11 protein-coding genes are annotated in these 11875 nt (G+C 72.9%); 7 read left to right on the forward strand and 4 right to left on the reverse strand.

Annotated features, from left to right (window positions below):
• Positions 1 to 23 precede the first annotated feature (23 nt).
• From ACIBG8_RS11835 to ACIBG8_RS11855, 5 genes are read left to right on the forward strand one after another with little or no spacing between them, the layout of a single operon-like run.
• Positions 24 to 500, forward strand: a complete 477-nt coding sequence (locus ACIBG8_RS11835; RefSeq protein ID WP_397342646.1) for a MauE/DoxX family redox-associated membrane protein — start codon at positions 24 to 26, stop codon at positions 498 to 500.
• The gene (locus ACIBG8_RS11840; RefSeq protein ID WP_397342647.1) at positions 497 to 1003 is read left to right on the forward strand and encodes a TlpA disulfide reductase family protein; all 507 of its coding nucleotides are present in this window, start codon (positions 497 to 499) and stop codon (positions 1001 to 1003) included. The genes ACIBG8_RS11835 and ACIBG8_RS11840 overlap by 4 nt, the downstream gene beginning before the upstream one ends.
• Positions 1000 to 2790, forward strand: coding sequence for an ABC transporter ATP-binding protein (locus ACIBG8_RS11845; RefSeq protein WP_397342648.1), 1791 nt, complete (start codon positions 1000 to 1002; stop codon positions 2788 to 2790). The genes ACIBG8_RS11840 and ACIBG8_RS11845 overlap by 4 nt, the downstream gene beginning before the upstream one ends.
• Positions 2787 to 3227: a signal peptidase I gene (gene lepB / locus ACIBG8_RS11850; RefSeq protein ID WP_397342649.1), complete on the forward strand. Its 441-nt coding sequence runs from the start codon at positions 2787 to 2789 to the stop codon at positions 3225 to 3227. Before ACIBG8_RS11845 ends, lepB begins: the two co-directional genes overlap by 4 nt.
• Positions 3228 to 3277: 50 nt before the next feature.
• Complete coding sequence (locus tag ACIBG8_RS11855; protein WP_397342650.1) at positions 3278 to 3457, forward strand: hypothetical protein; 180 nt, start codon at positions 3278 to 3280, stop codon at positions 3455 to 3457.
• A gap of 33 nt (positions 3458 to 3490) precedes the next feature.
• Here the strand turns inward: ACIBG8_RS11855 and ACIBG8_RS11860 are convergent, their stop codons facing one another.
• Together ACIBG8_RS11860 and ACIBG8_RS11865 are read right to left on the reverse strand one after the other, a co-directional pair.
• Complete coding sequence (locus ACIBG8_RS11860; RefSeq protein WP_397342651.1) at positions 3491 to 4354, reverse strand: exodeoxyribonuclease III; 864 nt, start codon at positions 4352 to 4354, stop codon at positions 3491 to 3493.
• Complete coding sequence (locus ACIBG8_RS11865) at positions 4345 to 5187, reverse strand: PHP domain-containing protein (protein ID WP_397342652.1); 843 nt, start codon at positions 5185 to 5187, stop codon at positions 4345 to 4347. Before ACIBG8_RS11865 ends, ACIBG8_RS11860 begins: the two co-directional genes overlap by 10 nt.
• A gap of 92 nt (positions 5188 to 5279) precedes the next feature.
• Here ACIBG8_RS11865 and ACIBG8_RS11870 point away from each other — a divergent pair, with 92 nt between their 5' ends.
• Positions 5280 to 6236, forward strand: a complete 957-nt coding sequence (locus ACIBG8_RS11870) for a LacI family DNA-binding transcriptional regulator (protein WP_397342653.1) — start codon at positions 5280 to 5282, stop codon at positions 6234 to 6236.
• The gene (locus tag ACIBG8_RS11875; protein ID WP_397342654.1) at positions 6223 to 7458 is read left to right on the forward strand and encodes a serine/threonine-protein kinase; all 1236 of its coding nucleotides are present in this window, start codon (positions 6223 to 6225) and stop codon (positions 7456 to 7458) included. Before ACIBG8_RS11870 ends, ACIBG8_RS11875 begins: the two co-directional genes overlap by 14 nt.
• On the opposite strand, the gene ACIBG8_RS11880 is transcribed toward ACIBG8_RS11875, so the two are convergent.
• Positions 7453 to 8799 carry a cellulose binding domain-containing protein gene (locus ACIBG8_RS11880; protein ID WP_397342655.1) on the reverse strand — a complete coding sequence of 449 codons (1347 nt, stop codon included), beginning with the start codon at positions 8797 to 8799 and terminating at the stop codon, positions 7453 to 7455. The genes ACIBG8_RS11875 and ACIBG8_RS11880 overlap by 6 nt on opposite strands.
• Entirely contained in the window at positions 8796 to 11750 is a 2955-nt protein-coding gene (locus ACIBG8_RS11885; protein WP_397342656.1) for a glycoside hydrolase family 48 protein, read from the reverse strand. The genes ACIBG8_RS11880 and ACIBG8_RS11885 overlap by 4 nt, the downstream gene beginning before the upstream one ends.
• Between the last annotated feature and the right edge of the window lie 125 nt (positions 11751 to 11875).

Raw genomic sequence — 11875 nt, forward strand, 5'->3', positions numbered from 1 at the left:
CCGCGTTGTCTAGCGTCCGCGGCATGGAGTTCCTCTCGGCCACGTGCCGCGCGGCGCTGGTGGTGGTGTTCGCGGCGGCCGTCTACGGCAAGGCCCGTGACCTGCCCGGATTCGCCCGGTCACTGGTGGAGGCGCGGCTGGTCGGCTCGCGGTGGCGCACGTGGGCGGCCGCCGGGATCCTCACCGCCGAAGCCGCCGCCGTCCTGCTGCTCCTCCTGCCCGGCAGGTACGGCTTCGCCGCGGCTGCCGCGGTGAGCGCGGTGCTCACGGCGGGGGTCGCCGTGACCGTCGCCCGCGGGGTCAAGGCGCCGTGCCTGTGCTTCGGCGCCACAGCCCAGCCGCTGGGGCCGGTTCACCTCGCCCGCAACGCCGCGCTGACCTGCGCGGGCGTGCTCGGCCTGGCCGCCGCGGACTCCGTGGCTCCTGCCGCCTGGCTCACCGGGGCCGTGGTGGCGGTGCTGCTCATCAGGCTCGACGATCTCAGGAGCGTGTTCCGATGACGTATCTGACCATCTTCTCCACCGTGCTCGGCCTGGTGAACCTGCTGCTCGTGCTGGCCGTGCTGTCCAGGCTGCGGGGGCAGGCGCAGGAGGTGCGGGAGCGGCAGATCAAGATGCCGGTTCTGCCGCCCGGCACGACTCCAGAGCCCTTCGAAGCCACCGCGCTGGACGGCTCCGCCGTACGGACGGGGGACTTCCGGCTGGTCGCCTTCCTGAGCCCCGCGTGCTCGTTGTGCCACGACCGCCTGCCCGACCTGCTCGCCTACGCCGCGCGCAGCGGGCAGCCGCTGCTCGCCGTCCTGGCCGGGACGCGCGAGGAGGTGGCCGAGCTCGCCACCGAGGTCGGGCCCTCGGCTCGGGTGATCGTGGAGGAGCCCGAGGGGCCGGTGTGGCGGGCCTTCGGAGTGCGCGGTCTGCCCGCCTTCTACCTGCTGGACGGCGAGGGGGCGGTCAGGGGCGCGGGCGTCGAGGTGAGCGACCTGCCGGCGGCGGAGTACGTGTGAACCCGCGGGCCGTCGGCGCGGCAGTGGCCCTGGCCTGGGCGGCCTGCCGCTGGGCTCTGGTGACGCAGGTCGCGCTGACCCTGGTGGCCGGGGTGGCCCCGGTGCTCACCGCCTGGTACACCAAGCTCGTCCTCGACGGGGTGGCAGCGGGCTCGGGCGGGCTGCTGCCGTACGTCGTCGTGCTGCTGGCGCTGGCCGCGCTGGCCGGGGTCGCGCCGCACCTCATGGGCTTCGCCGAGACGGAGGGCGAGCGCCGGGTCGGGCTGCTGGCCCGCGACCGGCTCTACGCGGCGGTCAACCGGCTGCCCGGCCTGTCCAGGCTGGAGGACCCGGCGTTCCAGGACCGGCTGCACCTGGCCGAGCAGGCGGGCAGGTCGGGTCCCGGCCGGGTGGTGAGCAGCGGGCTCGGGCTCGCGCAGGCCGCCATCATGCTCGGCGGCTTCCTCGTCACGCTCGTGCGGGTCAGCCCGGTCGTCGCCGCCGTGGTCGCGCTGGCCGCGCTGCCGCTGCTCCGCGTGCACCTGCGGCTCAGCAGGGAGGAGGCGGACGTGATGTGGCGGATCGGGCACGGGCAGCGCAGGGAGATGTTCTTCGCCCGGCTGCTGAGCATGCCGCACGTCGCCAAGGAGATCCGCCTGTTCGGGCTGGGCGACCACTTCCGCGGCCGGATGCTGACCGAGCTGCGGGCGATCAACTCCGCGCAGCGCCTCGTCGGGGTGCGGCAGCTGCGCGGGCACGGCGGGCAGGCGCTGCTGGCCGCCGCGATCGGCGGGGCGGGGCTGGTGTGGATCGTCGGCGAGGCGGTGGCCGGGCGCGCCTCAGTGGGCGACCTGTCGGTGTTCGTCGCGGCGGTCGCCGGCACGCAGGCGGGGCTGGCCGGGGCCGTGCGCGGCTTCGCCACCGCGCACCAGGCGCTGCTCCTCTTCGACCACTACCAGTCCGTACGGACCACACCCCCGGACCTGCCCCTCTCCACCGAGCCCGTCCCCCCGCTGCGCACCGGCATCGAGCTGCGGGACGTGTGGTTCCGCTACGGCCCTGAGCAGCCGTGGGTGCTGCGCGGCGTCTCGCTCCACATCCCCTTCGGCCGGTCCCTGGCGCTGGTCGGCGTCAACGGCGCGGGCAAGTCCACCCTGGTCAAGCTGCTGTGCCGGTTCTACGACCCGACCCGGGGGGCGATCCTGTGGGACGGCGCCGACCTGCGCGACCTCGACCCGGCCGCGTTGCGCGCCAGGATCGGCGCGGTCTTCCAGGACTTCGCCACCTACGACCTGACCGCGGCTGAGAACATCGCCGTCGGCGACCTGACCGCCTCCCGCGCCAGGATCCACGACGCGGCGGCCCGTGCACGCGCCACCGAGCTCGTCGAGGCGCTGCCGCATGGCTACGACACCCTGCTGACCAGGATGTTCGTGCGCGGGGCAGCGGGCGAGGAGGAGCAGGAAGGGGTGCTGCTGTCCGGCGGGCAGTGGCAGCGCGTCGCGCTGGCCAGGGGGCTGCTGCGCGACCGGCCCGACCTGATGATCCTCGACGAGCCCAGCTCTGGCCTCGACCCCGAGGCCGAGCACGAGGTGCACACGATCCTGCGCGAGCACCGGCGCGGGCGCACCACCCTGCTGATCTCCCACCGGCTCGGCGCGGTGCGCGACGCCGACGTGATCGCCGTCCTGTCCGACGGGCGGGTGGCCGAGCAGGGCAGCCACGCGGCGCTCGTCGCCTCGGGCGGCCGGTACGCCTCGCTGTTCGCGGTGCAGTCCAGCGGCTACCTGCCGGCGGGTGCCCGGTGATCGCGCTGGGGGCGCTCGCCGGCGTCGTGCTCACGCTGCTCGCGCTGCGGTCGCGCTTCACGACCGTGACGGTGTCCGGCCGGAGCATGGAGCCCACGCTCCAGCACGGCGACCGGCTGCTGGTGCTCCGTACGAGGCTGCGCGCCACGCACCGAGGGCGGCTCGTGGTGCTGCCCGCCGCAGGCGAGCTCGGCACGGAGTGGATGGTCAAGCGGGTGGTCGCCGTGCCCGGCGATCCGGTGCCGCTGGCCGACGTTCCGGCGCTCGCCGCACACCCCTCCCCCGTCGTCCCTGACGGCCAGATGGTCGTGCTCGGCGACAACCAGGTGCTCAGCCTCGACTCACGCAGGGTCGGCTACGTGCCGGCGCGCCCCCTGCTGGGCGTGGTCGTCCGGCACCTCCCCACGGCTCCGCCCCGGCGCTCCGCCGGGCGGTGAGAAACGTCCCCGGCGTCTCGCCGGGGCACGCGAGGAAAAGGAGAACAGCCATGATCAAGCTCGCCGAGCGGATGCTGTCCAGCGTCCTGCCCCAGGCCACCGCCAGCGCGGGATGCACCCCGACCAACTGGTGCGACCACTGCGGGGGCAGCTACTACAAGCGGATCTTCTTCCGCTCCGACTGCACGGTCGACTACACCGCGTGCAACAACCCCTGCCCCTGGTACTAAACCGCGAACTCCCTGGCCACGGCGGCGCCGTGGTCAGGGAGCCTGGGGAAGCCTGGTGGTGCCGCGCTTGGCGGCGGGGGCGGACGGCGGCGGGACGACGGGGCCGATGTCGCCGTCAGGCGCCTCGTCCAGGTCGGCGATGACCGGGGCGTGGTCGCTGGGGCCCGTGCCCTTGCGCGCGTGCCGATCCACCCAGCTGGCCCGCACCCGCCCGGCCACCGGGCCGGAGGCGAGGATCAGGTCGATGCGCATGCCGAGGTCCTTGTGGAACATCCCGGCCCGGTAGTCCCAGTAGGTGAACACCCGCTCGGACGGCCAGCGCTCGCGCATCACGTCGTGCAGCCCGAGCGCCTGCAGCTCGGCCAGGGCCGCGCGCTCCGGCGCGGTGACGTGGGTCTGGCCGACGTAGGCGTCCGGGTCGAAGACGTCGGCGTCGGCCGGGGCGATGTTGACGTCGCCGCACACCACCACGTCCTCTGGACCGGCGGCGACCACGTCGCGCAGGGCGGCCAGCCAGGCCAGCTTGTAGGCGTAGTGGTCGGAGTCAGGGGTGCGGCCGTTCGGCACGTAGACCGAGTGCACCCGCACGCCCCCGCAGGTAGCGGCGACGGCCCGCGCCTCGGGACGGGGGAACCCCGGGCCGTCCTTCAGCCCGGTCACCACGTCGTCGAGGCCCACCTTGGACAGGATGGCCACGCCGTTCCACTGCACCTCGCCGCTGAGGGCGAACGCGTAGCCGCGCTCGGCCAGCTCGCCGCCGAGCAGCTCGGTGAAGGCGTGGTCGGCGAGCTTGGTCTCCTGCAGGCAGACCACGTCGGGCTGCCGCTGGTCGAGCCACGGCAGCAGCCGCGGCACCCGCTGCTTGACGGAGTTGACGTTCCAGGTCGCTATCCGCACCCGCCCACAATAACCGCAGCGCCCGTGGCCGCGGCGACGAGGCGCTCGTAGACGGCCGGGTCGGTGGTCTCGCAGCCGAGGCGGTCGCCGGTCAGCGCGCCGTGGTCGTCGCTGGAGCCGGTGACGAGCAGGTCGAGGTCGGCGGCCAGGGCGCGCAGGTGCGCCCGGTCGGCCGCGTCCTGCATGGGGTGGTCGACCTCGACGCCGGTCAGGCCCTCGGCAGCCAGCTCGGCGATCCACGCGTCGGGCAGGACGTCGCCGCGCCTGGGGTGGGCGAGGACGGCGGCGCCGCCGGCCGCCCTGGCCAGCCGTACGGCGTGGGCCGGGTCGGGAGCGTAGCGGCGCACGTGGGCGCGCCCGCCGGAGCCGATCCACTCGGGGGTGAAGGCGTCGGCGGGATCGGCCACGACGCCCAGGTCGGCGAGGGCGCGGGCGATGTGCGGGCGGCCGATGACGCCCCCGGTGGCGATGGCGGCGACCTGCTCCAGCGTGATCGGCACGCCCAGCTCGGCCAGCCGTTCCACCATCGCCGACGCGCGGCCGTCGCGGGCCTCCCTGACCAGCGCGCACTCGGCGGCGAGCGCCTCGTCCTCCGGGTCGAACAGGTAGACCAGCAGGTGGATGCTCATGCCGTCGCGCCTGCACGACAGCTCCATGCCGGGCACGAGGGTGAGCCCGTCCAGCGCGGCGGCCGCCGCCCGGTGGCCCGCCGTGGTGTCGTGGTCGGTGAGCGCCAGGACGTCGAGGCCCGCAGCCTTCGCGCGGGCGACCACCTCGGCCGGGGGACGGGTGCCGTCGGAGGCGTCGCTGTGGCTGTGTAGGTCGATACGCACCCGCTCATGATGGCGCATGCGGGCCCTGTTAACGCGGGGGAAACATTGGTAGCTTGGGAGCGCTCCCGAAGATTCGTCGGCGAGGTGCACCCATGTCAGATCCGCCCACGCTGGCGCAGGTCGCGGCCGCCGCAGGGGTCTCCCAGGCCACCGCCTCCCGAGTACTCACCGGCTCTGTCCGGGTGAGCACGTCCGCCCGCAGGCAGGTCCACGACGCGATGTCCCGGATGGGATACGTCCGGCACCGCGCGCCGCACCGGGCCGAGAGCGTCGCCGGGGTCACGGCCGTGGTGTGCGACCACCTGCCGCGCCTGTTCGCCGACCCCTTCTACGCCCGGCTGCTCCCCGCGGTGAACTCCGTCCTGGCCGAGCACGGCACCCACCTCACGATGGTCACGATCGCGCCCGGCGGGGCCACGCAGCCGCCGCTGTCCGGGCCGCTGCTGGTGATCGGGGCGCGCGAGAACCATCCGCTGGCCGTACGGCTCTGCACGTCCGGAGCGCGGGTGCGGATGGTCGGGCGGCCGCCGGACGGCGTGGCGCTGCCGTTCGCCGACGTCGACAACGTGGACGGCGGCAGGCAGGCGGCCGAGCACCTGCTGCTGTCCGGCCGCACCGCGATCGCCGCCATCGGCGGTCCCGCCGACCTGCCCGCCTCGCGCGACCGGCTCGGCGGCCTCATCCGTACGGCTCGCGCGGCCGGGATCGCCGACGTGCCCGTGGCGTACGGGGACTTCAGCGCCGCCTCCGGCACCCATGCGGCGCAGTGGCTGCTGCGCCGCTGCCCCGGCCTGGACGCGGTGTTCGCGGCCTCCGACCTGATGGCGGCCGGCGCCCTGCAGGCGTTGCGGCGTGCGGGGAGGCGGGTGCCTGACGACGTGGCGGTGATCGGCTTCGACGACGCGGCCGTCGCCCGCCGCACCACCCCGTCACTGACGACCGTGCGGCAGCCGGTGGAGGAGCTGGGCAGGGTCGCGGCCCGCCTCTTACTGGCTGGAGGCGACGACGCGATGCTCCCGGTGGAGCTGGTGATCCGTGACACCGCCTGACCTCGGCTCGGGGAGGGGGGAGGTGCTGGCTCGGCGCTACCTGCTTCTCGAGCCGCTGGCCACGGGCGGGATGTCGGTCATCTGGCGGGCGTTCGACCAGTCGCTGCAGCGGATGGTCGCGGTCAAGGTGCTGCGCGACCGGGCGCGTGTGCGCAGCGAGGCGCGGGCGGCGGCCCGGCTCACCCATCCCGACCTGGTCGAGGTCTACGACTGCGGCGAGACCGTCACGCCAGGCGGGCGCGTCGTCGGGTACGTGGTCACGCGGCTGTTCGACGGGCAGCCGCTCGCCGAGCGGGTCGCCGAGGGCGCGCTGCCGTGGCGGGAGGCGGCCACGATCGTCGTACGGCTGGCCGGGGCGCTGGGCGAGCTGCACGCGCGCGGGCTCGTGCACCGGGACGTGACGGCGGACAACGTGCTGCTCACCGGGGACGGGCCGAAGCTGCTCGACTTCGGGATCGCGGCGGCCGAGGGGTCGGCGCCTGACGACTACGGGACGCCGCCGTACGTGGCGCCCGAGCGGCTGGCCGGGGTGGCGGTGCATCCGACCGTGGACTGTTACGCGCTGGGCGTGTTGCTGTTCGAGATGGTGACCGGGCGGGTGCCGTACCCGGAGACCACGTGGGAGCAGGTCGAGTCGGCCCGCCGTACGGGGGCGCCGCCGAGGTTGGCGGGGGTGCCGCGGGCGGTGGCTAGGGTGTGCGCCGACTGCCTGTCCCCCGACCCCGCGGCCCGCCCCTCGGCGGAGAGGATCGCAGAAGAGCTCACGACCGCCCTGGCCCCGCGCCGCCTCCCCTGGGTGGGCAGGTCACACGGGCGCTGGGTCGTGGGCGCGGCCGTGGTCGGCGCGCTGGCCTGGTGGGGGGTCACGAAGGATCACCCCGCACCCAGCACCCCGTCGCCCCACGCGAGCCTTCCCTCGGCGCAGGCGACCTCGAGGCCGTCCGCCGTCCTGGGGTGGACGGAAGGGGTGCTCGCCGTACAACCGACGTTGGAGACGGCCGTCGACGCCTTCCACCAGGCTCTCGACCGCGGCGCGTCCTGCGCGGGCACACCGGCGGACGTGGCTCTCGACCTCCGCCAGGTCCTCGACGGCGCCGTGCGGGCCGGAAACGTCGACCACCTGTGGCGCAAGCTCGACGACCGGCGGCGCGAAGGCCGGCTGGCTCCCCGCTGCCAGACCGACCTCCGCCACCGCCTCACCCAGATCAGCCGCGCCCTATGAGCACGTGAACCCGGACGGCACCCGGGAGTCGCCGGAGGACCGCGACACCTGGAAGCCGAACGCGGTGGATCCCTGCGGCTGCAGGGTCCCGTTGTAGGACAGGTTGCGCGCCGTGACCGTGGACCCGCTCACCGTCAGCGCCGCGCCCCACCACCCGGTGACCGCCTGCCCTGCGGGCAGGGTGAAGGTGGACGTCCACCCGTTGAGCGGCGACGACCCGGTGTTGGTCACCGTGGCGGGCTGCACGACGTACCCGGTGTCCCACTGGCTCTGCACGGTCGCGGCGACCGTGCAGCCGCCACCACCACCGCCGAGCGTGGTCACGGAGACCGTGGACGACACCGGCGACAGGTTGCCCGCGCCGTCCCGCGCCCGCACCTGGTACCGGTAGGCGGTCGACGGGGTCAGCCCGCTGTCGGTGTAGGACACGCCGCTCACCTCGGCAACCTTGGCGAACGCCCCACTACCCACGGCGCGCAGCACGTCGTACCCGGCCAGCCCGCTGCCCCCGGTATCGGAGGCGGCGCCCCAGGACAGGACGGCCCCGGTGGCGGTGACCCCCGAGGCGGTCAGCCCGGTGGGGGTGGTCGGCGGCGTGGTGTCGCCGCCGCCCGAGCTGGTGAACGTGAAGGAGCGGGCAGCCAGCCCCGCTCCCCCGGTCCACGGCTCGAATCCGGCCTGCACGCTGGTCAGGTACCACGACCGCTGGCCGTACCCGCGAGAGACCGCGTCCGCGTAGAACGTGTCGATCGCGAACCCGATCGACGAGGCGGGCGAGGTGCGCACGTAGGAGACGACGTTCCAGCCGACGTTGCCGAACCACACCTGCCACGTGCCCCCGGCCAGCGAGACGGTGCCGACCTGCGACCCCACCGGCTGGATGGAGCCGCGCTTGTTCAGCCACACCATGATCTCGGCGCCGGTGTTCTGCCCGTCGGTGCGCGGCGTCGGATCGAACCAGATGTCGTAGGCGGCGTCCCAGATCCCGCTGTCCGGGTACGTCATGGACACGCTGGTCCTGAGGTTCCCGAACCCGGCCGAGTCCGCCCGGACCGGCAGCCCGCCCACGGTCGAGCAGAGGGCGTAGTGGCATCCGGCGTAGATGGACGGGTAGGCGGCCGGCGCCCCGTTGGGCGGCAGGTTGTGCGCGGCCGAGGTGACGGTGAACCCGCCGCCCTGGTCGACGTCGACGCACTGCGCCGTCGACGCGCCCCACACGTTGTTCTGCACCACGTAGCCCTGCGCCTCGGCGGTGCCGTACTTCTCGCAGATCACGGGCGCGGCCTGTGCCGGGACGGCGAGCAGCCCCAGCGTGAGCAGCATGGCGAGCAGGAACCTCACGGGAACAACCTCCCGTACTCGGCCAGCGCGACGGCGACGTCGGTCTGGGCCCAGAAGCGGTGGTAGTTGAACGTCGGGGCCGGGCCGGTGCCCTTGAGGTAGGCGTCGACCTTGGGCCAGTCGGGGTCGTTCTTGTAGAAGGACCTGATGGACATGAACGTGGAGCTGGAGTTGATCGGGTCGCCGTTGGGCATCTTGCCGCTCCACCCGGCGGGCACGTAGACCGCGTCGTTGAGCCGGCCGTAGTCGGTCTTGGTCTCGGGCACGGACACGCCCTTGGCGTCGCGGTGCTTCCAGACGCCGTCGAGCAGCGCCTTGGCCATGTTCTTGGCGGCGGTGTTGCCGGAGCGGGCCGCGTAGTACATGAGCACCTTGGCGTACGCGCCGGCGACGCCCACGTCGGACGTCTTGTCGACGACCGTCACGTGCAGGCCGGGGTTGGCCGGCGGCATGCCGGTCGCCGCGGAGAAGTCGCCGCTGGGCTGGCCGCTCCAGTGCAGCGTCGAGGGGATCTGGTAGTCGGTGGCGGTGATGTCGGTGTTGGCCATCGCCCAGGGCACCCACTTGTCGAGCAGCGCCTTCGCGTCGGCGTTGCCGGTGGCGTGGTAGAGCTCGGCCACCCGCTCCATCGTCCAGGCCTGGAAGCCGAACCACTGGTTGGACGGCGGGTCGTGGTAGACGGGCTGCCAGTCGTAGGTCAGGCCGTGGAACTTCGGCAACGTCGTCGGCGGCGCCGCGTAGTGCCCCTCCCAGCTGTTGGTCGCGCCACCCGCGATGGCGCCTTCCGCCGACTGCAGCCAGCTGTAGAACTGCAGCTGCCTGGTCAGGCTGGTGCTCCAGTCCTGGACGCCGGTGGCGCTCTTCGGCTTGAGCTCGGCCACGTTCGACAGCGCCCAGGCGGCCAGGGGGTTCTGGTAGCCGGAGTGGTCGTGGCTGGCGCCGATGCGCCAGGCCCAGCCCGCGTTGGGGTCTGAGGCGCCGCCCCACGCGTAGTACCAGGACATCAGGTAGTTGGAGCTGTCCTTGCCGGTGCCCGGCGCGCACGAGGTGGAGGTGCAGCCCGGCTTCTTGAAGTACTTGTCGTACATGGCGTAACGCAGGTAGTCGCCCATCTTGGCGGCCTTGGCCACGGTCGGGGCGATCTGGCCCTCCTTGCCCTGCGCCTTGGCCCACGTCTGCGCCCAGTAGGCGGCCTGCACGGCGCGCGCGTCGGCGTCGGGGGCGTTGGTGTACTTCCACTGCTTGGCGTAGGAGCCGTCCTTGATGAACAGGTCCAGGTAGCCGTTGGGCCCGCCGTGCTTGAAGGTGTCGCAGGACGGCTGCGGGATCGTCTCGAAGACCGACTCCTCCGGGCCGCGCTGGTAGGTGTTGATGTAGGCGGGCTTGGTGACGCCGTCGCCGCAGCGGCCGAAGCCGTAGGTGTTGTCGACGTCGAGCAGCCAGTGCATGCCGTAGATGTCGCCGGTGCCGTAGGCGGTCTTCAGCTCGCCCGCGATCGGGTCGGAGCCGACCGAGACGCTGCCGTCGATCTGCGTCGGGTACTTGTTGATCTCGTTCCACTCGGCGGCGTATGTCGCGGGCTTGCTCGCGTTGTAGAACGAGTTCGTCGGCTGGTCGGCCGTGCTGGGGATGATGTACTTCTCCATCGAGGCCCAGGCCGTGTTGAACTTCGTCCAGTCGCCGGTGACCTGCCCGTAGACGGCTTCCAGCCACAGGTAGTAGCTGTAGGCCTCCGAGGTGGTCTCGTGCCCCTGGTCGGGCGCCTCGACCATGAAGGTCTCGACCGAGTGGTACGGCACGCCGTCCGGCGAGAAGTAGCCGTTGGCCGGGTCGTGCAGCTCGTTGTAGAGCTCGGTGAACCGCTTGACGTACTCGTTGTCACCGCCCGGGATGTCGTTGTCGGCCTCGGTGGCGGTGACGGTCTTGGCCGTGAGCCCGGTCGAGGAGACGGTGAAGGTACGGCTGCCGCCGGTGGTGTCGCTGTCCTCCGCCGCGGCGATCGTCACGTTCTGCGCGGTGTTCCAGTTGGCCGGGGTGAAGGTGAGCGTCCCACCGGAGCCGATGGTCAGGTCAGCGTCGCCGCTACCCGCTGCGGAGGTGACGGTGACGTTCGCGCTGGGCGCGATGGCGAGCTTGACGCCGTAGGTGGCCGTTCCACCCTCGGGCACGGTCACGGACACAGGAGACACGACGAGCGCCTGCTCCTGGACGGTGTCGTCGTCGACCTCCGTCGCGTTGACCGTCGCTCCCGTCACGCCGGTGCCGCCGACGCTGAAGGCGGCGGTGCCCGCCGTGGTGTCGGCGTCCTGGGCTGCCGCCAGGGTGACGGTCTGGGCGGTGTTCCAGTTCGACGGGGTGAAGGTGAGCGAGCCGCCCGACGACACGGTCAGGTCGGCGTCACCACTGGTGCGGGCGGTCGTCACCGTGACGTTCGCCGTGGGGGCTGACGACAGCTTCGCGGTGAAGGTGCTCGTCCCGCCCTCCGCGACGGTGACCGAGCCGGCCGAGGTGACAACGGACGGCGTCGGGGTCACGCCGCCGCAGGTCACGCCGTTGAGGGTGAAGGCGGTGGGCTTGGGGTTCGAGCCCGACCAGGCGCCGTTGAAGCCGATGTTCGTCGAGGCGCCCGTGCCGAGCGAGCCGTTCCAGTCGAGGTTCTTCGCGGTTACGTTCTGGCCGCTCTGCGCCCAGGTGGCCGACCAGCCTGGAGGGGTGAGCTGCTGGCTCGCCTGCGGGAAGGCGAACCCCAGCGTCCAGCCGTTGATGGGGTCGCCGAGGTTCTTGACCGTGACGGCCGCGGTGAAGCCGCCCTGGCCGGGGCTGGTGGTCCAGTCGTTGGTCGTGTAGGTCACGTCGCACGCGACGGCGGCGCTGGCGGGCACGGCCGTCGCGAGAGACCCGGCGACCAGCACCAGGCCCAGGGCCAAGGGGATGACAGATCTTCGAGTCAAGGATCTCTCCAGTCTCCATGGAGCGATGGGAGCGCTCCCAACCTGGATTGTCCGGCCAGTAAGGGTCGTGTCAACCACGAGTCAGTGCGGTTACCCGGACATTTCAGGCTTAGTGCAAGTCGAAG

The organism is Nonomuraea sp. NPDC050556, assembly GCF_044457355.1.
GTDB lineage: Bacteria > Actinomycetota > Actinomycetes > Streptosporangiales > Streptosporangiaceae > Nonomuraea.